This is a genomic window from Vreelandella subterranea (genome assembly GCF_900111305.1).
Classification (GTDB): Bacteria; Pseudomonadota; Gammaproteobacteria; order Pseudomonadales; family Halomonadaceae; genus Vreelandella; species Vreelandella subterranea.
Window position 1 is genome coordinate 77,608 of the sequence record NZ_FOGS01000008.1, and the last position, 26,661, is coordinate 104,268.

Genomic DNA, 26,661 nt, shown 5'->3' on the forward strand with positions numbered 1-26,661 from the left:
GGGCATGGCTGTAAAAAAAACCCGTGATCCTCAAGACATTGGCTATCTTTGGCCGACGGTTTTTGCGATTGCCGTGCACTTGTTGATCGTGCTGTTCTCTTTGGTTGAATGGCCAGGTAGCGACGCCGAGCCAGATTCATCTTCTATCGTACAGGCAACGCTGGTCAGCACTGAGGCGTTCACCAACCGGGCCCAGCAGGCCAATGATCAGTCGGCTGCCATGCAAGCGGCCGAGGAAGATGAGGCGACAGTAGAGGAACCCGATACATCGGCAGCCGAGGAAGCTGCCGCTGAAGAGCAAGCCGCTGCCGAACAGGCTGCACGGGAAGCTGCTGCCGCCGAAGAGCAAGCTTTGGAGGCTGCCAGAGCAGAAGCGGAAGCGCAGGCACAGCGTCTTCAGGAAGCGGCCGAAGCCGAGGCCGAACGCCAGCGTGAAGCCGAGGAGCAGCGCCGCCAGGAAGAGGCCGAAGCCGAAGCCCAACGCCAGCGTGAAGCTGAAGAGCAGCGCCGCCAGGAAGAGGCCGAAGCCGAGGCCCAGCGTCAGCGAGAAGCCGAAGAGCAGCGCCGCCAGGAAGAGGCCGAAGCCGAAGCCCAACGCCAGCGTGAAGCTGAAGAGCAGCGCCGCCAGGAAGAGGCCGAAGCCGAGGCCCAGCGTCAGCGAGAAGCCGAAGAGCAGCGCCGCCAGGAAGAGGCCGAAGCCGAAGCCCAACGCCAGCGTGAAGCTGAAGAGCAACGCCGCCAGGAAGAGGCCGAAGCCGAGGCCCGGCGCCAGCGAGAAGCCGAAGAGCAGCGCCGCCAGGAAGAAGCCGAAGCCGCGATGCAGCGGCAGCTGGAAGGTCAAGCCCAGGCCGCCGCAGAGGCTCAGCAAGCCGCGCAGGCCGCCAATAGTTTCTTGACGATTGTTAAACGTGCCGTCGAGCAGGCATGGATTATTCCGTCCGATGCAAGCGACTCGATGAGTGCTACGCTTCAAGTCAGGTTAGGGCCGTCAGGCGAAGTGCTGACCACGTCGGTGGTATCGTCAAGCGGCGATGGCAACTTTGATCGATCGGCAATGCAGGCCATCGAACATGCTGCACCATTCGGTGAACTGCGCCAGCTGCCAGCTGAACAGCAGCGCAATTTACGTCAATTCAATCTGCGATTTACCCCGGGGGATGTTCGCTGATGCACACCATAAGCAAGGTATGGCTATTCTGTCTGTTGCTGGCGATGAGCACAGTCGCCAGTGCCAATTTGACGATTGAAATTACTCGTGGCAGTGACCAGGCGCTACCCATAGGCGTGGTGCCGTTCGAGGGCTCGGCGGGTATGCCCGAAGACGTGGCCCAGATCATCCATGACAATCTTGATCGCAGTGGTTTTTTTGACCCCCTGGACCGCAGCTCGATGTTTGAGCAACCGAGCAAGGCCGACGATGTCCAATACAGCACCTGGCGCTCATTGGATGTTCGCTACCTGGTCGTTGGCAGAGCCGAACGGACAGACAGCGGCTATCGAATCCAATACGACCTGATGGACATCAGCGGGCAGCGGCGCATGATGAGCGAAACCGTCACGGCCAGTGAAAATGATCTGCGCGGCGCTGCTCATTATATCAGCGACCAGATTTTTGAGGAGATTACCGATATTCGCGGGGCCTTCTCGACGCGAATTGCGTATGTCACCGCCCAAGGGGTTGGCGACAATACTGACTATGGTCTGTACGTGGCCGATGCAGATGGGCGCAATAGCCAGCAGATTTTGACATCCAGCGAGCCTATTTTGTCGCCTGCCTGGTCACCGGACGGTGGCAAACTTGCCTATGTATCATTCGAGAATGGACGTCCGGAAATCTATATCCAGGAAGTGAATAGTGGCAATCGTGCGCGCATTACGTCGTTTGAGGGGATTAACGGTGCGCCTGTGTGGTCACCAGATGGCCGTCGATTGGCCATGTCCTTGTCAAAAGACGGTCAGCCCGATATCTATATCATGGAAATCGCCGACCGTTCGCTAACTCGCGTCACGGATAGCAGTAGTATCGATACCGAACCGGCGTGGTCGCCGGATGGTCGGCGCCTGGTATTTACGTCTGACCGTAGCGGTGGGCCGCAAATTTACCAGCATAGGCTCGGCAGCAGTGAAACAGAACGTATGACCTTCACGGGTAACTACAATGCCCGAGCGCGCTTCTCGCCGGATGGCGAAAACCTGTTTTTGATCCACCGTTCTGACCGCGGTTTTCAAGTCGCACGTCAGGAAATCGACAGTGGTCGTCTGGTCACGTTGAGCGATTCCACCAGTGATGAATCGCCTAGTGTTGCGCCGAACGGGACCATGGTAATCTTCGCTACCCAACAGGGTAATAATGGGGTGCTGAGTGCCGTTTCTGCCGATGGCCGTTCGTCATTCAGGTTACCCGCCGCCCAAGGTGATGTGCGTGACCCCGCATGGTCACCGTTTTTAAACGAATGAAGTCCATTCATGTTTTCAGGCAAGGAGTCTGATTATGCAACTCAAACCGTTGGCTCGCTCATTGGCAGTCGCGCTTTCTATTGCCGTTATCGCCGGCTGTTCAAGCACCGGCGGCACTCAAGACGGTGATTCCTATGGCAGCCAGGATGGCCGCGATGGAAGCGCCAGTAGCACCTCGGGCACCGGAACGAGCGGCCAGTACAGCAGCACCACGTCAGGCGCTGACCGTGGTCAACAGGCCGACTCGCGCATTCCCGATGTCAAGACCATCTACTTCGATTACGATCGCGACACGATTAAAGGCGAATATGAATCTGTGGTGATGGCCCATGCGCGCTACCTGCGCTCAAATCCGAATGCCAACGTTGTGCTGCACGGGCATACCGATGAACGCGGTACCCGTGAATACAATATGGCCCTCGGTGAGCGACGCGCTAACGCCGTTGCACGCTTTTTGAACATTCAAGGCGTTTCATCATCGCAAATGAGTGTGGTGAGCTATGGAGAGGAACGCCCTGCTGAGCGTGGCAGCAGTGAAGCGGCGTATTCACAAAACCGTCGCGTTGTGTTCAATTATTGATGACTCGCGTGGCAATTAACGCGCATTAGTACCTGTTATTTTGGAGTCATCATGAATCACAGTCTCAAGCGTTACGTTGAGAGGCTGTGCGGTGCGGGAGCCCTGGTGCTCCCGCTATCCGTATTGCCCCTTGTCAGTGTTGCCCAACAACCCGTTGTCGAAGATCTGTCAGGTTCGGGTGGCGGGTTTTATGAACAAGCCCAAACCCGGGGCGGAGGCGCCAATGGGAGCCTGGTATTATTCAACACGGTGCAGGAGCACCAGCAACAAATTCAGCGTCTGCGGGGTGAAATTGAAGAGCTGCGCCATCAAATGGAGCAACTTCGTCGCCAGTCGCAGCAGCAATACCTGGATATTGAAGACCGCCTGATGAGCAGCGGCCCAAGTCAGATCGAGGAATCAACACCCGAGGTTGAACCGGAAGCCGCTGAAGAAGTGGCCAATGCACCCACCGTAAGCGACGTCAGCGATGACGCCAGGCAGGCCTACCAGGATGCATTTGCCCATGTGCAGGCACGCCGCTTCGTTGAGGCTATCGACGCCTTTGAAACCTTCGTGGAAACCTATCCTGATACCAGCCTGACCGCCAATGGTCATTACTGGCTGGGAGAGTTGTATGCCGCGGAAGGCGAACTGGATGCCGCCGAACAAGCATTCACCCGCGTGATTGACAACTATGACGGCAGTAGCAAGGTGCCGGATGCGTTGTACAAGCTTGGCTTGGTCAAGGCCCGGCAGGGCGAAGCGGAAGAAAGTCGTGCGCTCCTCGAAAGAGTGCAGGATGATTACCCACAAAGCAGTGCGGCGGGGCTGGCCGATGACTTTCTTCGCCAGAGCAGTTGATGACAAAAGCCGCCAGGAGGGTCTGCGATGACATGTAAAATTGATTATCAGCCAGCGCCCGATTTGCTCCGTGACCGTGTTGTACTGGTCACCGGGGCAGGTGACGGTATAGGTCGTGCGGCAGCGCTGAGCTACGCCCGCCACGGTGCAACGGTGATTCTACTTGGCCGTACTATTGCCAAGCTAGAGCGTGTATACGATGAAATCGAAGCGGCCGGTGGTCCTCAGCCGGCCATTTTCCCGCTCAATTTTGAAGGTGCCTCGCTCAAGGATTTTCACGATATGGCCGACACCCTCGAAAAGGAATTCGGGTGTCTGGATGGCCTGCTGCACAATGCCGGCCTACTGGGTCGCATTACCCCTTTTGCACAGTATGATGCCGCGCTCTGGGAGCAGGTCATGCAGGTTAATATTAACGGCCCTATCTGGATGACTCAGGCGCTATTGCCGTTGTTGCAGCGCTCCAATGATGCATCGGTCATCTTTACCTCTTCCAGCGTCGGCCGCAAAGGCCGTGCCTACTGGGGGGCCTACGCCGTGTCTAAATTTGCCACGGAAGGCTTTGTGGAAGTATTGGCTGACGAACTGGACAGTGAGCCCCACCTGCGCATCAACACCCTTAACCCAGGCGCTACCCGGACTCAAATGCGGCGTAATGCTTACCCCGGTGAAAACCCCGCCAACTTGCGTACCCCTGACGACATTATGCCCACCTATCTGTGGCTGATGGGCCCCGACAGCGCGGGCACCCATGGCCAGAAAATCGATGCGCAACCACCCAAGCAGACTTGACGCTTAAGGGTGTTTCAAGCAATGCCAGGCAGCGCATCGACCAGCTCGGCACACTGCTGATACCAGCAGTGTGCTGGCCACTGACGATAATCATCGCCTTCCGCGATATACCCGTAGCCCACCGCCACCGCCGTCATGCCGGCTGCTCGGGCAGCCTGCATATCCCTGAGATGGTCGCCGATGTACCAGCAGTGCTGTGGGTTGATACCTAATTGTCGGGCGGCCTCGATCAGGGGCAGGGGGTCGGGTTTCTTGGCGGTCAGATCATCTGCACAAAGCAGGGCACCGGGTGTCAGCGCCAGGGCTTCAAGCAATGGCGTGGTATAGCGCCGGGGCTTGTTAGTGACAATGCCCCAAGGGCGTTCCTGTTGGTGCCAGGCATCTAACCATTGGTCCAGCGGTGAAAATACCCGGCTGTGAACCGCAACCGAGGCTTCATAGGCGTCCAGCAGGAACTGACGAGCCTCCGCCTGATGCGTGACGCTAAGGTCATCCCCCAGCGCCAGGCTCACCAAGGCGTTACCGCCGTTTGAAACCTGAGTACGAATGGTGGCGAACGGCAGCGGTGCCAAGCCGTGGTGTTGACGCAACGCATTGGTCGCGACGGCCAAGTCCGGCGCGGTATCCACCAGGGTGCCGTCCAGATCAAACAGCACGGCGCTAGGCGATGAGCAGACAGGCATTACGCATGCACCTTACGGCAGTACATCATGTAATTGACCGACACATCGTTTTCAACCAACCGATAGCGTCGGGTCAGGGGGTTGTAGGTCAGGCCGATCTGTTCGCGCACTTCCAGGCCGCTCTGCCGATTCCAGCCCGCCATTTCGGAGGGGCGAATGAATTTCGCATAGTCATGCGTTCCCCGAGGCAGCAGCTTCAGCACATACTCAGCACCTAGAATGGCAAAAGCGTACGCCTTTGGCGTGCGGTTAAGGGTAGAGAAAAACACATAGCCGCCCTGTCTCACCAAGGCCGCGCAAGCGCGCACCACCGACGCCGGATCTGGAACGTGCTCCAACATTTCCATGCAGGTGACGACGTCATACTTGCCTGCCTGTTCATCTGCCAGTGCTTCCACGCTGATGTTGCGGTAGTCAACCGTCACGCCTTGCTCTTCCGCATGCAGGCGGGCAACTCCCAAGGGTGCTTCACCCAGGTCAATACCGGTCACCTGTGCACCACGTCGCGCCATGGCTTCGCTCAAAATGCCGCCGCCGCAGCCAACATCCAGCACTTCCTTGCCCGCCAACCCGGCCCTGGCATCGATAAAGTCGAGTCGTAAGGGATTGATATCGTGCAGGGGTTTAAATTCGCTCTGCGGATCCCACCAGCGACTGGCAAGTGCTTCAAATTTCGCCACTTCGGCGTTATCAACATTGCCTTGATATTGGTGAGCAGTGCTATCCTTTGGTGTCGCTGACATGTTTTGACTCCATCAACAGTGAGCAAGCATGGGAAAGACCGTGGCCTGATACTTGCAGTCTAACGGCGAACTGGAAACCCACCGCGCGTTCAGTATGATAGGCATTCTAACCACTCCTGAGCCGGAACGCATGAAAAGGACCTCTTATGATTCGTAAGGCCGTACTGCCTGTTGCGGGGTTTGGTACCCGCTGCCTGCCCGCTTCCAAAGCCATTCCCAAGGAAATGATCACCATTGTGGACCGGCCGGTCATTCAATACGTGGTCGAAGAGGCGATTGCGGCGGGTATTCGCGATATCGTGTTTGTCACCAGCAGTAACAAGGGCGCCATCGAAAACCATTTCGACACCCATGCTGAATTGGAAGCGAGCCTGGAAGCAAAAGGAAAACACGACCTCTTGGCCTCGCTCAGGGCGATGGTGCCTGATGATGTCAATATCATCAGTGTTCGCCAGGGTGAGCCCCTGGGGCTTGGGCATGCCATTCTTTGCGCACGGCCAATTATTGGCGACGACGAACCCTTTGCCGTCCTTTTGCCGGATGTGTTGGTAGACAACAGCGACACCCCGCGCAGTGATCTTCAAGGGATGCTCGAGGCCTACGGGCAGCACGCCACCGCGCAACTGATGGTCGAGGAAGTCAAGTGGGAGCTTGTGGAAAAATACGGCATTGTCGCCCCAGCAGGTGAGGTGCCAGCTCCCTCATGCTCTGTTGACCTGCTCGGCATGGTTGAAAAGCCAGCGCGTGACCAGGCACCCTCGAACCTGGCGGTCATCGGCCGTTATGCCTTGCCCGCCGCGATTTTTCCTATTCTTGCCAAGACACCGCCCGGTGCGGGGGGCGAAATTCAGCTTACCGACGCCATTGAAACGCTTCGTGAGCAGCAGGGCGTTCAGGCCTACCGTATGCGGGGGACAACGTACGATTGCGGACAACCTCTGGGCTACCTGGAGGCGACGCTGGCCTATGCTCGCAGGCACCCTGACTTGGGTGATGATTTTAAAGCGCTGCTCGCGCGCTATCATCAGGGAGGATAACCGATGCGGGTGCTCCTGTACGGCAGTGAATTAAGCACCGCAACCGCGGCGGCTGCACTATCCTCTGTAGGCCATGTGGTGACATGGCTTCCCCATGGGGATACACCATGGTCGACGCTTTTCAATGAGAATTGGCTACGCCGCGAGCCGCATCTCGTTGAACAGATACAACAGTCTCTGGAGACTGGTGCTTTAACGGTTATAGCCCAGCCGGAAGCAAAGCTGGCTGTCGATGTGTTGTGGTTAGCGCTTTCACCGTCACAGCGCGAATCGGCAGCCGACTTGCTGCAGCACCCTGGGTTGACGTGGGAGAAAGGCAGCGTGCTGGTCAATAATTCGACCTTTCCCGTCGGTGAAACCGAACGCTTACAGCACCTGACGGGGGAGTGCGCTCTGGGTGTTGCCTTGCCAGATACGTTGGAAGAAGGGCGCGCCTGGGAGTCTTTCACGCGCCCTGGCCGTTGGCTGTTGGGTTGCGATGCCCCATTGGCCGAGCAAAAACTAAGAGAGTTACTGCGAGCCTTCAACCGACGCCGCGACGCTTTTCAGGTGATGCCTACGCGTGCCGCGGAGTTAACCAAGCTGGCCATAAACGGCATGCTGGCCACGCGCATCAGCTACATGAATGAAATTGCCGGGTTGGCAGATACCCTGGGCGTTGATGTGGAACATGTCCGGCAGGGAATGGGGGGCGATTCACGTATCGGGTACGAATACCTTTATCCAGGATGCGGCTTTGGCGGGCCAAGCTTCTCGCGGGATTTGATGAGGCTTGCTGACGTGCAGGTTGCCAGCGGGCGACAATCGGCCTTACTTGAGCACGTGCTCGATATCAATGAGCAGAAGAAAGAGACGTTATTCCGCAAGCTGTGGTCCTACTACAGCGGAGCGCTTGAAGGGAAGACAATCGCCATTTGGGGCGCCGCCTTTAAACCCGGTACTGCCCGGATTGACCATGCACCGGTGCTGACGTTGCTGGACGCACTTTGGGCGCAGGGGGTTCACGTCCAGCTTCATGACCCCGCGGCCACGCCTGCACTGAAGGCGGCGGTGGGACCAAGGAATGATTTGGTTACCTTTGTTGATAACCCCTACGATGCCTGTGAAGCTGCTAATGCGTTAATGTTGGTAACAGAATGGAAAACCTACTGGAATCCCGACTGGCAACGCTTGGCTGAACAGCTTGGCGATAAGCTGATACTGGACGGCCGGAATATTTATGACCCCGAATTCGTGGCCAGCTGTGGCTTAAAGTATCGAGGAATAGGTCGGCGCGCCGATCCAACGTCGTTGTGAGGAAATTGCATGTCCGATAGAGCCCCCTCTTCGCGCATTGTACCGGATGCCGATCAGAGTATTGCATCTCAGCATGTCAAGCACCGAAAGGGGCCGTCGTTATGGCCGCTCTGGCTGTGTATGCTTGTATTAATCGGCCTATTGCTGGCCGCCGCGATAGGTCTTTATCTGGAGCGTGAGCGGCTCCAGGAGGAGCTGCAGCGTGTCAGCGGTGAGGTATCGAACATGCATGCGCGTCTGGACTCAGATGACAGTGATGTACAAGATACGTTAACCTTTGTCCAAGCCCAGATGAGCACCTTGTTTCAAGAACAGGAACAGTTGTCGGTCGCGCTAACAGATACCCGCAACGAGCTTTACGATGTGCTCACAGAGAACGAAGGCACTATTGCCAGCGATACAATTGATCCGTTGCTTGAGCGTCTGGAGGAGCAGCGGGAGCGGGCGGCTCTCCGCGACAGCCAGCTCGCCGCCATCCAGGCGTCGCTGGATGCGTTGGAAGAAGCCGGGACATCGGGGCGTAGGTCGTTAGCCGAGGAAATCGCTCATGTAGAATCTCAAAGCCAACAGGCGCTTGAAGCATTGGAAACGTCAGTTGCTGACCTGGCAAATGATATTGACGAACGCCTCAGCGCCCGTGACGCCGAGCGACAAGAGCAGTGGTCACGCTTTGAAGCCTCCCTAAACGAGCTTGAGGGTGAAAGGAGTGACAACGAAGCGCTAGAGAGCCAATTGTCACAGCGACTGGACGAGCTTGAAAATGATGTGCGCCAGGTTCGCCAAGCGCAACTGGCATTCAGTGCACAGCTTGAAATGTTGCGTTGAGTGACACGACTGGCTGAAAGGCAGCACGCCGATGATTAGGTTAGGAAAAATGTATGGGAAGACAACGGCTATGGCTTTCAGCAACGGTCATCGCAAACCTGTTAACCTTGCCGCTGGGGATGGCGGTAACCCCCGGCGCATGGGCGCTAGACGCGACCCTTGAAGGCGTGGAAGGCGAGGTGGCGGGCAACATTCGCGCCTACCTGCAGAATATTGAAGAAGACGAATACACCCAAACCCGTCTGGAAGGTGAAATCCGTCAACGCACTCGGCGGGCGATGCGTGTTTTCGGCTATTACGAACCTGATATTTCCATTGAGCTTCCTGCCGAAGGGACGCCTCGTCTGATTATTGAGCCAGGGCCACAGGTCACCATCGAAATACTGGATATCAATATTCTCGGTGACGCCGCTCAGGATAAGCCATTCAAAGAGGCGCTAGCGAGATTCCCCTTGAAAGAGGGCGATACCCTGCGTCATGCCCCATGGGATCGGCTGCGGGGACAGTTTTCCGGCTTGGCCATTGAACGTGGCTATTTTGACTGGGGGTTCACGGATCGCCGAATGGAGGTGCGCCCCTACTTGCAAAGTGCCCGGCTGTATATGGGGTTTGACAGTGGCCCGCGTTACCGGTTTGGCAAAACGCTGATCACCGGTAGCCACATTCAACCCGAACGCCTGCAGCAGATGCGTACGTATGAGGTGGATGAGCCCTATTTGGCGGAATCTCTGGCGCGCTTTAACCAACGTCTTGCCGAGACCGGCTGGTTTAGCTCCGTATCCGTCAAGCCGCGCCTGGAAACGGCCCAAGAACTGACACTTGCCCCGCCTGGCGGTGGCGACCCCTGGTGGGTGTCGGCTACCGAATCACAGCCCAAACGTCCAAGGATTACCAGTGCTGCACTTGCCAGCGCATTGAGCATGCGGCAATCCGACGACGACACAGCCTTACCCATTGATGTCAGCGTGGAGCCTGCCAACCGGCACCAGTTTGAAACAGGTATAGGCTTCGCTACTGACGTGGGGCCACGGCTACGGTTCGGCTGGGACCAGCCATGGATAAACCGCTATGGTCATAGCCTGGATCACGATCTCTACCTGTCAGCGCCCGAACAACGCTTTACCGGTGTCTACGATATTCCTCTTGAAGATCCACTGCGCGATAGCTACCGCCTGCAATATGGTGTCCGCAACGTCGATGACAGCGATACCAACTCGTTGGAGAGCACCGTGGAAATTGCCCGGCGCTGGAAGTTCGACAATGACTGGGAGCAGTCGCTTTATTTGCGCACCACCTTTGAAGATTTTACCCAGGGGGGAGAAGCTGACCAAGTATGGATTTTTTATCCCGGCGTTCAATGGTCACGTACGCGAACCAGGCCACAGCGCTTTCCTTTGTGGGGGGATCGCCAGCAATTTTCGGTGGAGTACTCTGATCCGGCCTGGGGGTCGGACGCCCAGTTTTTACGCCTCACAGGGGATTCAGAGTGGATTCGCACCTACGGGGATGATAACCGCTTTTTGGCACGCGTCAGTGCCGGGGCCATCGAAACCCGAGACTTCGATAAAATTCCCCCATCGCTGCGCTTCTTTGTGGGCGGCGATCGCAGCGTACGCGGTTATTCCTACGAAGGACTCTCGCCTCGTAACGCTGAAGGGAAACTGCGTGGGGGCCAGCAGAAACTGACCTCAACCCTCGAGTACCAGCGCCGCGTCACCGGCGCATGGTGGGGAGCAGCCTTTGTCGATGCCGGGGATGCCTTTGACAACTGGGGCCCCGCTGACCTGAAAAAAAGTGCGGGGTTAGGGGTGAGGTGGGTCTCCCCGGTAGGCCCTGTTCGCCTGGATGTAGCGCATCCGTTTGACGACGCCGACGATAACTGGCGTTTGCACTTTTCGATTGGCCCCGAATTCTAGGAGAGCGATGTGCCTCAAGCTACCCAAACGCCTGCGGCTGGTCGCCGAGCGCTGACACGTCGCTTCCGCCTGTGGTTGTTGTGTTGGAGTACCCTGCGACTGTTGTTGCTGTTACCGCTATGGTTGATTGGCGCCGTGGTCTTATTGTTGGGGGTGGCGCTTTCGCCGTGGGGAACCGGCATGTTGCTATCCCAAGGCCAGGACCGCGGCTGGTTCAGCGTCGAAGAACACCTGGGCGGTGTGCTCGATGAGTTCCAGCTTAGCGGTTTTCGGCTCGACGCAGCCGGTGCAGAGGTTCGGATTGAAAAGCTGGAGCTTGCCTGGGCGGATGACTGCGTCCTGTCCGGCAAGCTGTGTCTGGATACGTTGCGTCTGAAAGGTGCCGATATTCGCCTGTCTGGCGGTGATGGTGAAGAAGCACCTGCAGAGGCGGGCGGCTCAGAGGGGGCTTCCCCATTCAGTTTTCCCTTTCCTGTCGAACTCAGAGAGCTGGTGCTGGACGATGTTGCCCTGCAACTACCCGATGGTACCCGGTTCGCCTGGACCTCTTTTCGCACCTCGGTAAAGGCAAGCGCTGGACGCGTCGATATCGCCCCGACGCACTGGGAAAACCCTCGGCTTTATTTGCCGCCGTCAGCGGGGGAGCGCCTGGCACCAGCAGAGGGTGGGTCAGGGGTAACCGCCGCGACCATTGATGCCTCCATCGCGTTACAAAATCCGTCTGCTGAAACGCTCGGTGCCGCGGCCAGTGATGAGACGGCTTCAGACCGTTCTCCCATCGAACTGCCCGAAGTGAGTCTGCCTGTCGATATCCGGCTCGCCACGCTGACGGTTGACGATATCGAAGTCACGGGTCGCTTTCGCTATCTCGTTGAACGGTTGAGTCTCGGGGTGGAAACCCGGGGAAGTGACGTCGTGATCGAGCATTTCGAGGTGGCGTCTGCCGATGCAAGGTTTCATCTGGCAGGCAATGTGGCATTGCGTGACGACTATCCGCTGGCGTTACGGGCTGAAACCACGTTGTTCCTGGAGGAGCCGTTACCGGCACTGAGTGGTCAGTCTCTTACGCTTGATTTGACGGGTAACCTGAGCGAATTGACGGCACAGCTTGACGCCCAAGGAGCCATTACTGCGGCACTGGAAGGCCAGGTGAATGCCCTGGACCCGGCGCTTCCATTTCAGGCGCGTCTGCAAAGTGATGAACTGACATGGCCGCTGCCTGAAACTAATGCAGCGCTTGACGAAGAAGAAGCACCGTCAAGCGACGGGTTCGTTATCGACGATCTTGACCTGGAGGTAAGCGGCAACCTCGACGCTTATCAACTTCAGCTGGGCCTGAAGGCGCAAGGCCCGGGGCTGCCCCAAACCGACATCGCGGTGAACGGCCAAGGCGACATGGCACATTTCATTTGGCAGCCGTTGACACTGGTCGCAGGCGATAGCCAACTGACTAGCGAAGGCCGTGTCGACTGGACCTCCCCGCTGACGGTGGATGCCCAGGTAGGGCTCGAGCAATTTGACCCATCCTTGTTTGTTGACCAGTTCGAGGGTGATATCGATGGCGAACTTGCTTTCACCGTTAGTCAGCAGGGCACGCGTTGGCTGGTCGATGTGCCGAATTTGACCCTGAGCGGTGTTCTTCGTGACTACCCATTACAGCTTGATGCTGCCTTTGATGCCAACAGTGACTTGCAGGCCAACATTGAGCGCCTGCGCTTTCGTCAGGGAGACAACCGTCTGTCGGTGAACGGCTCCTTTCAGCCCGACGACATTAGCCTGGACGCCGATATTGATCTGCGTCAGCTGCAAACACTTTCCCCTGACCTGGCTGGCACGATCCGTGGCGATATCGAGGCCCGGGGAAGTCTCGAGCAACCCCGGCTTAAGGCGACGCTCAACGGCGACGCGTTACGGTTTGCGCAAAATCGCATCGAGCAGTTACGCCTCAATGCCAATGTGGAAGGGCTGGAGGACCCGCAACTAGACGTTTCACTGGCGCTCGAGAACCTGGTTGCCGGCGGTCAGACACTCGCCGCGGCAAATCTGACGCTGGATGGACGGCTGTCATCGCATCAACTGGATATCAATGTGGATGGTCAGCCGGACGGCGCCTTGGAACGTGTTTTGCTCACTCTCAACGGCCAGTTGGACCAGACGGCTCAGCGCTACCGGGCGCGTCTCACACCGCTGGAAATCGACACCGGGGGAGGCGATATCCGACTGGAAGCGCCGCTTGATGTCGTTTTCGACCTTGCCAGCAGTGAGGCCCGTTTGGCGCCGTTTTGTCTGGTTCGCGAGCAGGGCGGTCGGGTATGCGCGGACCGGCCAATGGTTGCATCGCCTGATCAGGGGCAGGCGGCGCTTAGCGTGCGTGATATTCCTATCGAAGCGCTGGAACCCTGGTTACCCGAAGAATGGCAGGTCGATGGTGACACCACGGCGGACCTGGCCGCTCAATGGAGCCAGGGCGGCCAGCGCTGGCAAGCCGACGCCGAGGTGCTTGGCGAACTGACGGTCACGGCGGTCAATGAATATGGTCAGCTCGTCGAGCTGCCGCGCATCACATTGGATACTCAGCTAACCGCCTCTCAGGCCGAGGCGAATGGCAGCGTGCTGCTATCACTGGAAGAGGCGGGGAATATCGAACTGGCGCTGTCGGTCCTGGAGCCACTCGGCGCGGGAGAGCTGTCCGGGTCGCTTGAAGCCAATGACGTATCACTGGCCCCGTATCAGCCCATGGTGGTATCCCTTGAGCAGCTTGCGGGGGATTTGAATGGCCGCATCGATATAGCGGGCACCACCACCCAGCCGGACCTGCAGGGCGAGCTTGCGCTACTTGGCATCCAGGTGAATGGTCCTGATATTCCAGTGGATGTTCAGGGTGGCGAGGTTACCATAAGGTTCGACGGCGAAGAAGGGACGATCGACGGCTTCCTGGCCGCCGAGCGAGGCCAGCTTGATATTGATGGAAATGCCCGTTGGCCAGCAGATGACGACTGGCGGGTGGGCGTAGACCTCAACGCAACCCAATCGCCGATACTGGTGGTATTGCCGCAGTTTGGGCGTTTGGAAGCCGCGCCGGATATTCGTGTACGCGTCACCCCCGAGCGCTTGCAAGTCCGCGGCAATGTCGATTTGCCATGGGCGCGGTTAGAAGTGGGAGACTTGCCGTCGTCCGCCATCTCACCCAGCCCTGACGAAGTGATTATTACCGAGCGCCAGGATAGGCAGGGGGCAGAAGAGGCACGCCGCCAGGCAGAACGAGGTGAAGGCGGACCCAGTGCGGCCGATGAGCTAGCCAGTGAGGGCATGGCGCTGGATGTTTTAATCACCCTGACATTAGGGCGCGACATGATGATCTCAGCTTATGGGCTGGAATCACGGCTGGGAGGCACTTTAGAAATACGTCAGGATAGTGGTTCGCTACAGCTATTTGGGGAGGTCAATCTGGTCAACGGTCGTTTCCAGGCGTTTGGGCAGGATCTGCTCATTCGTCGTGGTCAACTGCTGTTCAGTGGGCCACCTGGACTGCCTGTTCTCGACTTTGAGGCAATTCGTAACCCGGATGTAACCGAAGACGATGTCATTGCCGGCCTTCGGGTGACGGGTAATGCTGAGCAGCCGAATATTGCCATTTTTTCCGAACCTGGCATGAATGAGAGCCGTGCGCTTTCCTACTTGCTAAGAGGACGTGCTCCCGACGACTCAGGTGGTGGTGTCGACAGCGCGTTGACCACTGCGCTGATTGGCATGTCGCTGGGTCGCACGGGCGGGGCGGTTGGCTCTATCGGCGAGGCTTTTGGCATTGATGACTTGACGCTGGATACAGCGGGTTCCGGTGAGGATAGCCAGGTGGCATTGAGTGGGCAACTGACGGACGATATCCGGATAAGTTACGGGGTGGGAATTTTTTCACCCATTGCAGAACTAACGTTACGCTACACTTTGTGGCGCAACCTTTATGTACAGGCAGTTTCCGGGGCCAATCAGGCAGTCGACCTGATCTACACCTTCAGCCGCTCTGGTGACCCAACCATTTTCGATCAGCAATGAGGTAAGCAGCATGTCTATATTTGACACCCATAATGCCACCCGCCAGGCGCAGCCTGCTCTGCCGGGTCGCGAGGCAGCCATTGCGACCGCTGATCACCATGCCGTTAACGGGCATCCTCTGCACCCGCCTTTTCCCCCAGAGACTGAGGAACTGGTTGTCGGCATGGGCTGTTTCTGGGGTGTGGAGCGCCTTTTCTGGGATTTGCCGGGGGTCTATGTGACGGCGGCAGGTTATGCCGGTGGGCAAACGCCCAACCCGACCTATGAAGAAACCTGCACGGGGCGGACCGGCCATACCGAGGCCGTACGAATTATTTACGACCCGAGCCAGATATCACTGGCGACCCTGCTGAATATTTTCTGGGAGCAGCACGACCCCACCCAAAAAAATCGTCAGGGTAATGATGTCGGCTCTCAGTACCGTTCAGCGATTTATACGACGACAGCGGCGCAGCATCAGGCAGCCGAGGAAAGTGCCAAGGTGTTTCAGGAGGCGCTTCACGCCGCCGGAAAAGGCGATATCACGACTGAAATCAAGCCGCTGGACGCTTTTTATTATGCCGAGGCGTATCATCAGCAATACCTATACAAAAACCCTAATGGCTATTGCGGTATTAAGGGAACAGGGGTTAGCTGTCCTATAGGCTGAGGTGCTGGGTGTGGTTATCGCCTGCACCAGTGGCAGGCGATAGGCCTTCAGTCGTCGGTTTGCAGACGGCCAAGGCGGTATAGCGTTTCAACCTGTTCTAGGCCGTCGATGGTGCAATCGAGGTCTTTTACGCGGCCATCGCTCAAGCCATAGACCCAACCGTGAACCGAAATCTGCTGGCCGCGCTGCCAGGCACGCTGAAGAATTTTAGTACGGCACAAGCTATTCACCTGCGCTTTGACATTCAGCTCACACATGCGGTCGATTTGCTCGTCAAGTGGGAGATGCTCAAGTGAGCGACGATGCTGGTTGTATTGCTCACGAACCGAGTGTAGCCAGTAGTCGACGACACCGCATTCGCCACCCGTTATTGCTGCCTTGATACCCCCGCAGCCGTAATGCCCGACCACCATGATATGGCTGACCTGGAGCACATCCACGGCAAATTGCACCACTGAAAGCGCATTCATATCAGTATGATGCAGCAGGTTAGCGACGTTGCGATGGACGAACACCTCGCCGGGAGGCAACGCAATGATCTGATTGGCGGGCACTCGGCTGTCGGAACAGCCAATCCAGAGGTAATCTGGATTTTGCTGCTCTGATAGTCGTTTAAAGTAATCAGGGTCTTCATCGCACATGCGCTTCGCCCAGGCACGATTGTTCTCTAGTAACGTCTCAATAGGGTCAGACATTGGGTCTCCGATTACTCTATTTTTTCCATCATTACGCCCGGCATGCTCATTCTTGGTCATGACGGCCAGCATACACATTTACCAGAGGGAGGTTTTTAACCTTCCCTCGACAGCGGGTCAACATTCGCCTGTTGACAATAAAGGAGATTGATATGTCAGAGGTTACAGGTTACGACTACGATTTGTTGGTGATTGGGGCCGGCTCCGGCGGCGTGCGAGCGGCCCGTATGTCCGCTGCCAAAGGAGCCAGGGTCGCGATCGTGGAGGATCGGTATCTTGGCGGCACCTGCGTCAACGTCGGCTGCGTGCCCAAAAAACTCTACGCCTACGCGTCCCATTTCCATAGTGCATTCGATGATGCCAGTGGCTTCGGCTGGCAGCTGCCCGGCGAGGCGCGTTTTGATTGGGCGACGCTAAGAGACAACAAGACCAGCGAAATCAAACGACTCAATGGCATCTATCAGCGTTTGCTGGAGACGGCAGACGTCAACCTCTATAACGGGCGAGCCCGCCTGGAGAATGAGCACTCGGTAGTGATTATCGATCAGCAGGGCGACGAGCAGCATGTGACGGCCGAGCGCATACTGCTGGCCACCGGCGGCTGGCCGTGGGTGCCCACCTTCCCTGGCAATGAGCACGCCCTGACCTCCAACCAGATTTTTGATCTTGAACGTCTGCCGGAGCGATTTCTTGTTCTTGGCGGTGGCTATATTGCCGTTGAGTTTGCCAGTATTTTTAACGGTTTAGGCAGCGAATCGCATCTAATTTACCGCGGTGATCTATTCCTGAAAGGTTTTGATAACGAGGTGCGTGAGTTCACGCGGCAGGAAATGGACCGCCAAGGTGTCCATCTCCATTTTGATACCAATATAAAGACCATCGAGAAAACTGACACCGGCTACCAGGTTGCGCTCACCAATGGCGATACCCTTGAAGTGGATGCCGTTCTGGCTGCCACAGGGCGACGTGCCAACGTGTCCGGACTGGGCCTGGAAGTGGTAGGCCTTTCGCTGAACGAGCAGGGCAAGCTATCGGTCAATGAACGCTTTGAAACTGAGGTCCCGTCAATTCTTGCCCTCGGGGACTTGATTGATACGCCCGAGCTGACCCCGGTCGCCATTGCGGAAGCCATGCAATTGGCTGACCAGCACTTCGGTGGCACGGCGCCCGCCCCCCTGGACTACACCCGCGTGCCAACGGCTGTTTTCTGCCACCCCAACATTGGCACGGTCGGCCTCTCAGAAGAAGCCGCGCGGGCACAGTTTGGCGCCATTCGCGTTTACCGCACTGACTTTCGGGCCATGAAGCATACGCTGTCAGGCAGCCAGGAACGTACTCTGATGAAGCTCGTGGTGGATGATGCGACCGATGTGGTGGTCGGCGCCCATATGGTCGGTGACGACGCGGGGGAAGTCATCCAGGGAATTGCCATAGCCGTGCGCGCGGGGTTAACCAAGCGAGACTTTGACAATACGGTGGGGATTCATCCCACGGGTGCGGAAGAGTTTGTCACGATGCGTGCGCCTTCCCGGGGCTAGCGGCGTTTCAATAGGACCTGGGCAATCATCTCCTTTGGGCTAAACTTATCCTAGTCAGAGAAGAGGCGGTGACTGCCCCAGGTTTGCCATGAACCGACTGCTCGCATAATAAATAATTATGAAATGTAGGGATTTGAATAACATGATTTTTGAACTGCTCATAATCAGCTGTTATAATTACCTTTAAAATCGCAACAGCGAAGCATAACCATGAACAACCCAACACCGCCGTTTACGCCTTCAGCAGACTTGGCTCGACCGACCATTGCCGATGCGGTTGTCGGTCATGCGGACACCCCGCTATATATTCGCAAGCCTAATGCCGAAGACGGCTGGGGGGTCTATGAGCTGATCAAAGCATGCCCCCCGCTGGATGTAAATTCCGCCTATGCCTATCTCCTGCTAGCCACTCAGTTCAGGGATACCTGTGCCGTCGCGACCAATGAAGACGGTGAGGTGGTCGGCTTTGTGTCCGGCTACGTAAAGGACAACGCGCCGGATACCTACTTTCTCTGGCAGGTGGCCGTTGGTGAAAAGGCGAGGGGAACCGGGTTGGCGCGCCGCCTGGTGGAAGCCATCATGTCGCGCCCGGAGTTGGCCGATGTACACCACCTCGAAACGACGATCACGCCCGACAATCAAGCCTCATGGGGCTTGTTCCAACGGCTTGCTGGGCGCTGGCAGGCCCCCCTGAACAGCCGTGAATACTTTTCGACCGAACAACTGGGAGGCGAGCACGACCCGGAAAACCTGGTGCGTATTGGTCCGTTCAATACCCACAACATCTAACCGGTTTTTCCCGCTCGCGTTACCTTCCTTTCGCTTGGCAAACTGATTTCTAAAAAAGGAGGTCGCTAATGCAGACCCAGACTCTCGAACGTATGGAATCCAATGTTCGTACCTATTCACGCTCCTTCCCGGTGGTATTCACCAAGGCACAGAATGCCCGCTTGACCGATGAAAACGGTCGTGAATATATCGATTTTCTCGCCGGTGCGGGCACATTGAATTACGGCCATAACAATCCGCACTTAAAGCAAGCCATGATCGACTACCTGGCTACAGACGGTGTCGTTCATGGCCTGGACATGTGGACCGATGCAAAACGCGATTATCTGGAAACGCTTGAAAATGTCATTCTCAAGCCTCGTGGCCTGGACTATAAAGTTCACCTGCCGGGTCCAACCGGTACCAATGCGGTAGAAGCCGCCATACGCCTGGCGCGTGTGGCGAAAGGGCGGCACAACATCGTCACCTTCACCAACGGTTTCCATGGCGTCACCATGGGCGCCCTGGCCACGACCGGTAATCGTAAGTTCCGCGAAGCCACCGGTGGCATTCCGACCCAAGGGGCAAGCTTCCTGCCGTTTGATGGCTACATGGGCGAACATGCCGACACCCTCGATTATTTCGAGAAGCTGTTGAAGGATAAATCGGGCGGTCTGGATGTGCCGGCCGCCGTGATTGTCGAAACGGTGCAAGGCGAGGGCGGTATCAACGTGGCCGGCATTGAGTGGCTCAAGCGCTTGGCAGAGATCTGTAAAGCCCACGACATTCTGTTGATCATTGACGATATCCAGGCGGGCTGTGGTCGCACAGGCAAATTCTTCAGCTTCGAACATGCGGGCATCAAGCCGGACATGGTGACCAATTCCAAGTCGTTATCCGGCTTTGGCATGCCGTTTGCCCATGTGCTGATGAAGCCGGAGCTGGATAAGTGGAAACCAGGCCAGTACAACGGCACCTTCCGCGGCTTCAACCTGGCCATGGTGACAGCCACTGCCGCACTCAAAAAATACTGGTCAAACGACACCTTCGAGCGTGACGTACAGCGTAAAGCCCGTATTGTAGAAGAGCGCTTTAAATCGTTAGCCGCGATACTTAACGAAAACGGCATGCCCGCCACTGAGCGTGGCCGTGGCTTGATGCGTGGTATCGACGTCGTGTCGGGTGATATCGCCGACAAAATCACCGCCATGGCGTTTGAACATGGACTGATCATCGAGACCAGCGGCCAAGACGGCGAAGTGGTCAAGTGCCTGTGTCCGCTGACCATCAGCGATGAAGACCTGCTGGAAGGGTTGGACATCCTGGAAAAATGTGTCAAAGCTGTCGCTAGCGAGTAACAACGCTACTATTCTTCCGCTAAGATATAACCTATGCGGTTCCGTTCGGGCCGCCTCTTAATTGGAGCACCAGTATGATCGTTCGCAACATTGAAGAAGCCCGCCAAACCGATCGCTTAGTGACAGCCGAGAACGGAAACTGGGACAGCACGCGCCTGGTGCTGGCAGGTGATGGTGGTAACTTTTCGTTCCATATTACGCGTATCTTCGAAGGCACCGAAACGCATATTCATTACAAGCATCACTATGAATCCGTTTATTGCATCGAAGGTGAAGGTGAGGTGGAAACCCTGGCAGATGGCAAAATCTGGCCGATTAAGCCCGGTGATATCTACATTCTTGACCAGCATGACGAGCACCTGCTGCGTGCCCATAAAACCATGCACCTGGCCTGTGTGTTCACGCCGCCAATCACTGGTAACGAAGTACACCGTGAAGACGGCTCCTACGCACCGGCCGACGAATAAAGCCGACGTTTATTGATGACGTCAGTGTGATAGATACAAAACAGCCTGCTGATCAGCAGGCTGTTTTACGCTGCCATCGAAGGCAAAGATGTCATCAGCGCGGGTCAGGGATCGACCCGTTCAAAGACCAGGGTAATTTCACCCAGTGTTAAACCAAATTTCTTCATGGCGGTCCGATTGATCAGTCGTCCGTCGGGTTGCAGGTACATCCAGTCATCCATGGTGAAGTTGACCGTCCGGTCGCCGATCGCCACATCCAGCGGGTAGTTCATGTGGAACGCATGACCGTATTGGCGGGCTACGACGGGACCCTCGACGTCATTCGCCGTGCCTTCCCAGCGATGTTCATCGATACGCTCGAAGCGCCATACACGCCTGTCGGTCTCGCCATCGGCGAACTCGAAGTCCTCATCCAGAATTAGCGTGCCGTTTTCAACACGACCATCAATGGTCACGGTAAACCGGCGCTGAACTTCGCCGCTGTAATCCTGTACCATGCCCCAGGCGCGGGTGGTGCCGGAAAAATACTCGGCGATATCCAGACGTGGTTCGGTACCGGCGTAATCTTCGACATCGATACTTGAACAGCCTGCAAGGAAAATAACCAGGAGGGCGAAAACGGCAGCTTGAACAGGTGTTTTCATTGTGCTTTCCCTATATGGATTGCGTGGTAGGTATAATAATTGTCGAAACTATCGCAGGAATCATGGTCAATGCCAAGCCATCCGTGAGTTCGCATAATATATATTATGTTAAATTAGCTGCATTGCCGGTGAAAACATCCTGCGGTGTTGGACAACCGGTCTCGCTACTCCTTATCATTCATCCTCTTATTGAATAAGGATGTCTTTTTTATGCGCCCAGGTGTTGTTTGGTTGATAGTAGGTTCGGCTGTTTTGATGACGGGTTGTGCGTTGCCGAAGCCTGCTCCCGAAGGACCCCCGCCCCTTGATGAAGTAGCCTTCAACACGCGCATGGATAGGTTGCAGACCCAGTTGTCCCAACAGTGCAGCGAGACCGCGTCCTTGCAGCAACGCCAGCTTGACCAGCAAGAGATATTTACCGCGGATGTTAGAGAAGTCGGCAGCCTGCTTCGCCTCCTGCGTAACGATGTGCAGCAACTGGATGCGCGCAACCAGGAATCCATCGTGGTTCGTGAAGAATGCAACGTTGAAAACGACCTTCTGGAAAATAAAACGCTGCTTGGCCGCAATGAATGGGTAGGATTGCCCAGCATCGGTACCTATCTCCAGGCCCAAGTGGACTCCGGCGCCAATACATCATCGCTATCTGCCCGTGACATCACACCCTTTGAGCGTGACGGTGAAGACTGGGTTCGCTTCAAGTTGGCGCTTAATGACGAAGATGTTGTGGTCGACAGCATCCGCGACGAGTGGATTGAGGCGCCTATTGAGCGTCGTGTCCGGATCGTACAGGCCTCCGGACAAGAATCGCGCCTGGTGATTTCCTTGCTGCTCACTTTGGGGCCACTAAGCGAAACTGTCGAGTTCACCCTTAGCGACCGCAGCCATCTCGAGTACCCCGTTCTTCTCGGTCGGCGCTTTTTGCTCGATATTGCCGTTATCGATGTGGCAGAGACCTATCGTTTTGACCGGCCTGAATTCCCCGGTGGCGAACCTGCCGATCAGGCGGAAGATGATGAAACTGCTGAGTCAAACGATAGTGAAGAATAACGACAGCCGTTGCTGTCACTTTTGAAAGGAATCTAAATGTCACGGCTACCCTTTTATTTTATCGTCGGCCTATTGCTTGTCGCCGGTATTGCGATGAGTGTGCATCGCCACCTGCAGTTTGAAATCCCCTGGGTACCGAATGAGCAGCGCCAGGTCTGGGAAATTGAAGCCGTCATTACCTTTGATGCCCAGGGGGGGCCGGTAGAGGTTGATCTTGCGCTGCCGACCCAGCAGGCTGGGTATCGAATACTGACCGAGAACACGGCCTCTTCTGGCTACGGGCTGGCTTACCAGGCAAATGAGACGGGTCGGCGTGCGGAATGGACGATTCGTGAAGCTGATGGCGAACAGCAGCTGTACTATTCCGTGCAAATGCTGGTATCGCCTGAGGCGCAAGCGCCGTCGCAGGCAGCCCCGGAACTGCCTCCCGCCGTCGAATGGGAAAGCCCTTACGACTCGGCGGCTGAGCAGCTTATTGATGAAGCCTGGGAGCGAAGCGCCAATAACGCCACCTTTGCCCGCGAGTTGATTCGCGATGTGAATGGTGAGCGACAGGATGAGAACGCCCGCCTTCTACTTGGCGAGATGGATCCTGCGCCGCTGGTTGTTCGCCTGCTTAACCAGGCGGAAGTGAAAGCCAGAGGCGTCAGCGGCTTGCTGCTTCAGGATGGACGTCGGCGGCAAACACTGAGCACCTGGATTCAGGTATTCGATGAAAACGACGAAACATGGTCGCTTTTCCACCCCATTACCGGGGTCCAGGGCAAGCCAGACAACCTGTTGCTATGGGAAACCACCGGCGACGCTGTCCTGGAAGTACAAGGCGGGACAAACTCCCGGGTCAGTTTCTCGATGATGACCCATTATCAGCCCGCGTCCGCGGCGGTACGTAACCACAACTCCAACGATACGCTGCTGAACTTCTCGATTCACAGCCTCCCGCTGGAGGAACAGGCGCTATTTCAAACCATTCTGCTTATTCCGATTGGCGCCCTGGTCGTCGTCTTCCTGCGCGTGCTGGTAGGCATCAAAACCTCGGGCACCTTCATGCCTGTGCTGATTGCTCTCGCCTTTATCCAGACCAGTCTGACAACCGGTTTGATTGGTTTTCTGCTGATCGTGTCGGTTGGTCTGATAATCCGTAATTACCTGTCTTATTTAAACTTGTTATTAGTTGCCAGGGTGTCGGCGGTGATTATCACCGTCATTGCCATCATCTCGGTATTCTCGGTGCTGGCGTACCGAATGGGCTTGAACGCCGGGCTGACCATTACCTTCTTCCCAATGATCATTCTTGCCTGGACGATCGAGCGGATGTCGATCCTGTGGGAAGAAGAAGGTCCCAAGCAGGTCCTGATACAAGGGGGCGGCAGCCTGCTCACCGCCGTCATCGCCTTCCTGGCCATGAACAACCCATGGGTGCGCCATATCACCTTTAACTTCCTGGGGGTTCAGTTCATCCTGATGGCACTGATCCTGTTGCTGGGTAATTACACGGGTTATCGCCTGCTGGAACTGCGCCGCTTCAAGCCCATTACCGAGGAAGACAAGCCCTCATGAGCTGGCTGAGTAATTGGACATGGCCGTCGCAACTGCGTGACAAAGGCATTATTGGCATGAACCGGCGTAACATCCGCTATATCGGGCGTTACAATAACCGGCGTCTTTACCCGTTGGTGGATGACAAGCTGAAAACCAAGCTGTTGGCGCAACGTTACGGGATTACCTCGCCGGCGTTAATCGGTACGGTGACGACCCAGTTTGGGGTCAAGCATATCGGCCAAATACTGTCAGGCCATCATGGATTCGTGATCAAACCGGCCAAAGGCAGCGGCGGCAAGGGAATTCTGGTCATTGAAAAGATCGAGGGCGATGATTTCATCAAGCCTAGCGGGGCACGCCTTTCGATCACCGATATCGAACGCCATGTGTCGAATATCCTGTCGGGGCTCTACTCGCTTGGCGGCTCACCCGACGTCGCCGTTGTCGAGACACTGATCAACTTTGATGAAAGCCTGATGGCCTATACCTACGAAGGCGTCCCTGATATTCGTGTCATCGTTTTTAAAGGCTACCCCGTCATGGCCATGATGCGGCTCTCGACGGCGGCATCGGATGGCAAGGCCAACCTGCACCAGGGAGCTGTTGGCGTGGGGCTTAACATGGCAACGGGCGCCGCCCTACGCGGCGTGCAGTTTGACCGCCCCTGCTTTGTTCATCCGGATACCGGGCACGACCTGGCAAGCCTGGTGGTCCCCCAATGGGAAACGCTGCTTAATCTGGCGGCGGGTTGTTACGAAATGACCGGACTGGGCTACCTGGGAACCGACATGGTGCTCGACCGCCAGCATGGCCCGATGTTGCTTGAGCTTAATGCCCGCCCCGGGCTTGCCATCCAGATGACCAACGGTGAAGGGCTGCGCCGCCGCCTGGACCTTATCGAACGTCAGCCCGATGGTGTGCCTGCCGAGAAACGTGTGGCATTTGCGCAGCATCATTTTGCCCGCGTGAGTGAGTTGACTGACCCGGCTGACACGCCTCCAGCAAGCGCGTAAACTACTTTTAGAGCGTGAACTGCGCTCACCCTGGTCAACGAGACGTCTATGACACATGCCAATGTGCTATTACAACAGGCAGAATCCCAGTGCCATACGCGGGGCGTGCGCTTTACGCCTATTCGGCGCCGTGTGCTTGAATTGATCGCGCGTCATGGTGGCGGCTTAAAGGCCTATGACCTACTCGACAAGCTCTCCACGGAGCACGCGGCCGCTCGACCGCCGACGGTTTATCGTGCCCTCGAGTTCCTCATCGAGCAGGGACTGGTGCACCGCATCGAATCGCAAAACGCCTATGTTGCCTGCGCATGTCCGGAACACGCTCATGGCTTTCAGCTGCTTATCTGTCGGCAGTGTGGTTACGTGGAAGAACTCCACCTGGATGAAATCAGCGATCAACTGGCCGCCCTCGCCCAGCGTCAAGGCTTCAATGTAGAGCGCCAGACCATAGAATTACAGGGGCTATGCCAGCGTTGCCAACCCCATGATGAGTCGTGAACATGTCCTCAGAAAATTCACTATTCAAAGACCTCGAGTCTGCATCCCCTGGGGATGCCCTTTGCTCTGTCACGGCGCTGCTCGATGCCGCCGCGTTTAATGCCGACGGCCTGATGCCTGCCATCGCCCAACAGCACGATACCGGCGAAGTGCTGATGATGGCCTGGATGAACCGCGACGCCCTGGAAGAAACGCTGCAAACGCAGCGGGTATGCTATTACTCGCGCTCACGAGGCAAGTTGTGGCGTAAAGGTGAGTCTTCCGGCCAACAGCAGCATCTGGTATCGGCAGCCCTCGACTGCGATGGCGACACGCTGTTGCTCCAGGTGGCGCAAACCGGGCCTGCCTGCCATACGGGGCGGCGGAGCTGCTTTTACCTGTCGCTTTCAAACGAAGGCGTGACGGTCAACAGCGAGCCCCTTATTGACCCCGCTGAGCTCTACGCCAAGTCATCGCCATGAAGACTTGGCTTAATGGCGTGCGTTGGCTGCTCGGTCAATGCCTGGTCATTATGGTGCGCATTTACCAATATACGTTAAGCCCCCTGCTCGGCCCACGCTGTCGCTTTTGGCCAAGCTGTTCCTCCTATGCCATCGAAGCCATCCAGGTCCACGGACCGTTCAAAGGCAGTTGGATGGCCATGAAGCGTATTTTAAAATGTCACCCGGGCAGCAGCGGGGGCATGGATCCTGTTCCCGGCGGGCGCAGTGAAGCCCTATGCCGGGAAGACGAAGGCCATGCCGGCGCTGTTGATCATCATCGCTCCCGGCGTGATTGTTAAGCGCTTTGCCGGGCAACCTGGTAAATACGCTCCAGCATGGCATGCAAGCCGTTGCTCCGCGTTGGCGACAAGTGTTTGTCCAGCCCCAGGTCCGTCATGAAATGCGGCTCTGTACTACGTACTTCTTCGGCGGTTCTTTCGCTGTAGATACGCAGCAGCACGGCAATCAATCCTGATACTATCGCCGCATCAGAGGTCGCCTTGAAGATCAGCTTGTCGTCCTGCGCTTCGTGGTGCATCCACACGTTCGACTGACATCCCTGAATCTTAAACTCATCTGTTTTCCACTCGTCGGGGAAAGCGGGTAGCTGTTTGCCCATATCGATGATGTATTGATAACGGTCCATCCAGTTATCAAACATGTCGAACTCTTCGATCAGTTCCTGCTGGGCTAACTCGGCACCGGACGTGGTCATGGTGATTCCTTTAGCGT

The 26,661-nt window shown here is 56.6% G+C and carries 26 protein-coding genes; 21 read left to right on the forward strand and 5 right to left on the reverse strand.

The window, feature by feature from the left end:
- Positions 1-4: 4 nt before the first annotated feature.
- The 5 genes from tolA to BMX75_RS12560 are packed head-to-tail and all read left to right on the forward strand — an operon-like array spanning position 5 to position 4,672.
- Positions 5-1,168, forward strand: coding sequence for a cell envelope integrity protein TolA (gene tolA, locus BMX75_RS12540; RefSeq protein ID WP_092828430.1), 1,164 nt, complete (start codon positions 5-7; stop codon positions 1,166-1,168).
- Entirely contained in the window at positions 1,168-2,457 is a 1,290-nt protein-coding gene (gene tolB, locus BMX75_RS12545) for a Tol-Pal system beta propeller repeat protein TolB (protein WP_092828432.1), read from the forward strand. Before tolA ends, tolB begins: the two co-directional genes overlap by 1 nt.
- 34 nt (positions 2,458-2,491) lie before the next feature.
- Positions 2,492-3,037: a peptidoglycan-associated lipoprotein Pal gene (gene pal / locus BMX75_RS12550; RefSeq protein WP_092828434.1), complete on the forward strand. Its 546-nt coding sequence runs from the start codon at positions 2,492-2,494 to the stop codon at positions 3,035-3,037.
- 51 nt (positions 3,038-3,088) lie between these two features.
- Entirely contained in the window at positions 3,089-3,880 is a 792-nt protein-coding gene (gene ybgF, locus BMX75_RS12555; protein ID WP_092828436.1) for a tol-pal system protein YbgF, read from the forward strand.
- A 27-nt stretch (positions 3,881-3,907) separates the two neighbouring features.
- Complete coding sequence (locus BMX75_RS12560) at positions 3,908-4,672, forward strand: YciK family oxidoreductase (protein WP_092828438.1); 765 nt, start codon at positions 3,908-3,910, stop codon at positions 4,670-4,672.
- A gap of 14 nt (positions 4,673-4,686) precedes the next feature.
- Here the strand turns inward: BMX75_RS12560 and BMX75_RS12565 are convergent, their stop codons facing one another.
- Together BMX75_RS12565 and ubiG are read right to left on the reverse strand one after the other, a co-directional pair.
- On the reverse strand, positions 4,687-5,355 hold the full coding sequence (locus BMX75_RS12565; protein ID WP_092828440.1) for an HAD-IA family hydrolase: 669 nt from the start codon (positions 5,353-5,355) through the stop codon (positions 4,687-4,689).
- The gene (ubiG, locus tag BMX75_RS12570) at positions 5,355-6,098 is read right to left on the reverse strand and encodes a bifunctional 2-polyprenyl-6-hydroxyphenol methylase/3-demethylubiquinol 3-O-methyltransferase UbiG (protein WP_092828442.1); all 744 of its coding nucleotides are present in this window, start codon (positions 6,096-6,098) and stop codon (positions 5,355-5,357) included. The genes BMX75_RS12565 and ubiG overlap by 1 nt, the downstream gene beginning before the upstream one ends.
- A gap of 146 nt (positions 6,099-6,244) precedes the next feature.
- On the opposite strand from ubiG, the gene galU reads away from it, so the two are divergent.
- The 6 genes from galU to msrA are packed head-to-tail and all read left to right on the forward strand — an operon-like array spanning position 6,245 to position 15,874.
- On the forward strand, positions 6,245-7,135 hold the full coding sequence (gene galU, locus BMX75_RS12575; protein WP_092828444.1) for a UTP--glucose-1-phosphate uridylyltransferase GalU: 891 nt from the start codon (positions 6,245-6,247) through the stop codon (positions 7,133-7,135).
- A gap of 3 nt (positions 7,136-7,138) precedes the next feature.
- Positions 7,139-8,431, forward strand: a complete 1,293-nt coding sequence (locus BMX75_RS12580; protein ID WP_092828446.1) for a nucleotide sugar dehydrogenase — start codon at positions 7,139-7,141, stop codon at positions 8,429-8,431.
- A 9-nt stretch (positions 8,432-8,440) separates the two neighbouring features.
- Positions 8,441-9,256: a coiled-coil domain-containing protein gene (locus BMX75_RS12585; RefSeq protein ID WP_092828448.1), complete on the forward strand. Its 816-nt coding sequence runs from the start codon at positions 8,441-8,443 to the stop codon at positions 9,254-9,256.
- Positions 9,257-9,309: 53 nt separating this feature from the next.
- The gene (gene tamA, locus BMX75_RS12590) at positions 9,310-11,172 is read left to right on the forward strand and encodes an autotransporter assembly complex protein TamA (protein WP_092828450.1); all 1,863 of its coding nucleotides are present in this window, start codon (positions 9,310-9,312) and stop codon (positions 11,170-11,172) included.
- 9 nt (positions 11,173-11,181) lie between these two features.
- Positions 11,182-15,225: an autotransporter assembly complex protein TamB gene (gene tamB / locus BMX75_RS12595; protein WP_245748541.1), complete on the forward strand. Its 4,044-nt coding sequence runs from the start codon at positions 11,182-11,184 to the stop codon at positions 15,223-15,225.
- A gap of 10 nt (positions 15,226-15,235) precedes the next feature.
- On the forward strand, positions 15,236-15,874 hold the full coding sequence (gene msrA / locus BMX75_RS12600) for a peptide-methionine (S)-S-oxide reductase MsrA (RefSeq protein ID WP_092828452.1): 639 nt from the start codon (positions 15,236-15,238) through the stop codon (positions 15,872-15,874).
- A 47-nt stretch (positions 15,875-15,921) separates the two neighbouring features.
- Here msrA and can read toward each other — a convergent pair whose 3' ends face one another.
- The gene (gene can / locus BMX75_RS12605) at positions 15,922-16,569 is read right to left on the reverse strand and encodes a carbonate dehydratase (RefSeq protein WP_092828454.1); all 648 of its coding nucleotides are present in this window, start codon (positions 16,567-16,569) and stop codon (positions 15,922-15,924) included.
- Between the two features lie 152 nt (positions 16,570-16,721).
- On the opposite strand from can, the gene gorA reads away from it, so the two are divergent.
- The 4 genes from gorA to BMX75_RS12625 all read left to right on the forward strand — a co-directional run bounded on the left by gorA (position 16,722) and on the right by BMX75_RS12625 (position 20,700).
- A complete protein-coding gene (gorA, locus tag BMX75_RS12610; RefSeq protein WP_092828456.1) occupies positions 16,722-18,107 on the forward strand; it encodes a glutathione-disulfide reductase in 1,386 nt (461 codons plus the stop codon).
- Positions 18,108-18,317: 210 nt separating this feature from the next.
- Positions 18,318-18,896, forward strand: coding sequence for a diaminobutyrate acetyltransferase (ectA, locus tag BMX75_RS12615; RefSeq protein ID WP_092828458.1), 579 nt, complete (start codon positions 18,318-18,320; stop codon positions 18,894-18,896).
- Between the two features lie 68 nt (positions 18,897-18,964).
- Entirely contained in the window at positions 18,965-20,233 is a 1,269-nt protein-coding gene (gene ectB, locus BMX75_RS12620; protein ID WP_092828460.1) for a diaminobutyrate--2-oxoglutarate transaminase, read from the forward strand.
- Positions 20,234-20,307: 74 nt separating this feature from the next.
- On the forward strand, positions 20,308-20,700 hold the full coding sequence (locus BMX75_RS12625; RefSeq protein WP_092828462.1) for an ectoine synthase: 393 nt from the start codon (positions 20,308-20,310) through the stop codon (positions 20,698-20,700).
- Between the two features lie 104 nt (positions 20,701-20,804).
- Here the strand turns inward: BMX75_RS12625 and BMX75_RS12630 are convergent, their stop codons facing one another.
- Entirely contained in the window at positions 20,805-21,344 is a 540-nt protein-coding gene (locus BMX75_RS12630; RefSeq protein ID WP_092828464.1) for a DUF3833 domain-containing protein, read from the reverse strand.
- 210 nt (positions 21,345-21,554) lie between these two features.
- Here BMX75_RS12630 and BMX75_RS12635 point away from each other — a divergent pair, with 210 nt between their 5' ends.
- Genes BMX75_RS12635 through yidD form a run of 6 tightly spaced genes read left to right on the forward strand, consistent with a single transcriptional unit; the run spans position 21,555 to position 26,228 of the window.
- Complete coding sequence (locus BMX75_RS12635) at positions 21,555-22,394, forward strand: ATP-dependent zinc protease family protein (RefSeq protein WP_092828466.1); 840 nt, start codon at positions 21,555-21,557, stop codon at positions 22,392-22,394.
- 36 nt (positions 22,395-22,430) lie between these two features.
- Entirely contained in the window at positions 22,431-23,954 is a 1,524-nt protein-coding gene (locus BMX75_RS12640; RefSeq protein ID WP_092828468.1) for an inactive transglutaminase family protein, read from the forward strand.
- Positions 23,951-24,949 (forward strand): alpha-L-glutamate ligase-like protein, encoded by a 999-nt coding sequence (locus tag BMX75_RS12645; RefSeq protein WP_092828470.1) that lies wholly within the window; start codon positions 23,951-23,953, stop codon positions 24,947-24,949. The genes BMX75_RS12640 and BMX75_RS12645 overlap by 4 nt, the downstream gene beginning before the upstream one ends.
- A 48-nt stretch (positions 24,950-24,997) precedes the next feature.
- A complete protein-coding gene (locus tag BMX75_RS12650) occupies positions 24,998-25,447 on the forward strand; it encodes a transcriptional repressor (RefSeq protein WP_066320569.1) in 450 nt (149 codons plus the stop codon).
- 2 nt (positions 25,448-25,449) lie between these two features.
- Positions 25,450-25,908 (forward strand): phosphoribosyl-AMP cyclohydrolase, encoded by a 459-nt coding sequence (gene hisI / locus BMX75_RS12655; RefSeq protein WP_092828472.1) that lies wholly within the window; start codon positions 25,450-25,452, stop codon positions 25,906-25,908.
- Positions 25,905-26,228 carry a membrane protein insertion efficiency factor YidD gene (yidD, locus tag BMX75_RS12660; protein ID WP_092828474.1) on the forward strand — a complete coding sequence of 108 codons (324 nt, stop codon included), beginning with the start codon at positions 25,905-25,907 and terminating at the stop codon, positions 26,226-26,228. The genes hisI and yidD overlap by 4 nt, the downstream gene beginning before the upstream one ends.
- Here the strand turns inward: yidD and BMX75_RS12665 are convergent.
- The gene (locus tag BMX75_RS12665; protein WP_066320574.1) at positions 26,225-26,644 is read right to left on the reverse strand and encodes a SufE family protein; all 420 of its coding nucleotides are present in this window, start codon (positions 26,642-26,644) and stop codon (positions 26,225-26,227) included. The genes yidD and BMX75_RS12665 overlap by 4 nt on opposite strands.
- Between the last annotated feature and the right edge of the window lie 17 nt (positions 26,645-26,661).

Coding starts and splice junctions, on each gene's coding strand:
- BMX75_RS12645 (WP_092828470.1), top strand. CDS start 23,951: ATGAGCTGGCTGAGTAATTGGACATGGCCGTCGCAACTGCGTGACAAA.
- hisI (WP_092828472.1), top strand. CDS start 25,450: ATGTCCTCAGAAAATTCACTATTCAAAGACCTCGAGTCTGCATCCCCT.
- BMX75_RS12560 (WP_092828438.1), top strand. CDS start 3,908: ATGACATGTAAAATTGATTATCAGCCAGCGCCCGATTTGCTCCGTGAC.
- BMX75_RS12635 (WP_092828466.1), top strand. CDS start 21,555: ATGCGCCCAGGTGTTGTTTGGTTGATAGTAGGTTCGGCTGTTTTGATG.
- ectB (WP_092828460.1), top strand. CDS start 18,965: ATGCAGACCCAGACTCTCGAACGTATGGAATCCAATGTTCGTACCTAT.
- BMX75_RS12630 (WP_092828464.1), bottom strand. CDS start 21,344: ATGAAAACACCTGTTCAAGCTGCCGTTTTCGCCCTCCTGGTTATTTTC.
- gorA (WP_092828456.1), top strand. CDS start 16,722: ATGTCAGAGGTTACAGGTTACGACTACGATTTGTTGGTGATTGGGGCC.
- ectA (WP_092828458.1), top strand. CDS start 18,318: ATGAACAACCCAACACCGCCGTTTACGCCTTCAGCAGACTTGGCTCGA.
- ubiG (WP_092828442.1), bottom strand. CDS start 6,098: ATGTCAGCGACACCAAAGGATAGCACTGCTCACCAATATCAAGGCAAT.
- pal (WP_092828434.1), top strand. CDS start 2,492: ATGCAACTCAAACCGTTGGCTCGCTCATTGGCAGTCGCGCTTTCTATT.
- tolA (WP_092828430.1), top strand. CDS start 5: ATGGCTGTAAAAAAAACCCGTGATCCTCAAGACATTGGCTATCTTTGG.
- BMX75_RS12565 (WP_092828440.1), bottom strand. CDS start 5,355: ATGCCTGTCTGCTCATCGCCTAGCGCCGTGCTGTTTGATCTGGACGGC.
- BMX75_RS12650 (WP_066320569.1), top strand. CDS start 24,998: ATGACACATGCCAATGTGCTATTACAACAGGCAGAATCCCAGTGCCAT.
- BMX75_RS12665 (WP_066320574.1), bottom strand. CDS start 26,644: ATGACCACGTCCGGTGCCGAGTTAGCCCAGCAGGAACTGATCGAAGAG.
- galU (WP_092828444.1), top strand. CDS start 6,245: ATGATTCGTAAGGCCGTACTGCCTGTTGCGGGGTTTGGTACCCGCTGC.
- can (WP_092828454.1), bottom strand. CDS start 16,569: ATGTCTGACCCTATTGAGACGTTACTAGAGAACAATCGTGCCTGGGCG.
- tamA (WP_092828450.1), top strand. CDS start 9,310: ATGGGAAGACAACGGCTATGGCTTTCAGCAACGGTCATCGCAAACCTG.
- yidD (WP_092828474.1), top strand. CDS start 25,905: ATGAAGACTTGGCTTAATGGCGTGCGTTGGCTGCTCGGTCAATGCCTG.
- BMX75_RS12585 (WP_092828448.1), top strand. CDS start 8,441: ATGTCCGATAGAGCCCCCTCTTCGCGCATTGTACCGGATGCCGATCAG.
- BMX75_RS12640 (WP_092828468.1), top strand. CDS start 22,431: ATGTCACGGCTACCCTTTTATTTTATCGTCGGCCTATTGCTTGTCGCC.
- BMX75_RS12580 (WP_092828446.1), top strand. CDS start 7,139: ATGCGGGTGCTCCTGTACGGCAGTGAATTAAGCACCGCAACCGCGGCG.
- ybgF (WP_092828436.1), top strand. CDS start 3,089: ATGAATCACAGTCTCAAGCGTTACGTTGAGAGGCTGTGCGGTGCGGGA.
- msrA (WP_092828452.1), top strand. CDS start 15,236: ATGTCTATATTTGACACCCATAATGCCACCCGCCAGGCGCAGCCTGCT.
- tolB (WP_092828432.1), top strand. CDS start 1,168: ATGCACACCATAAGCAAGGTATGGCTATTCTGTCTGTTGCTGGCGATG.
- BMX75_RS12625 (WP_092828462.1), top strand. CDS start 20,308: ATGATCGTTCGCAACATTGAAGAAGCCCGCCAAACCGATCGCTTAGTG.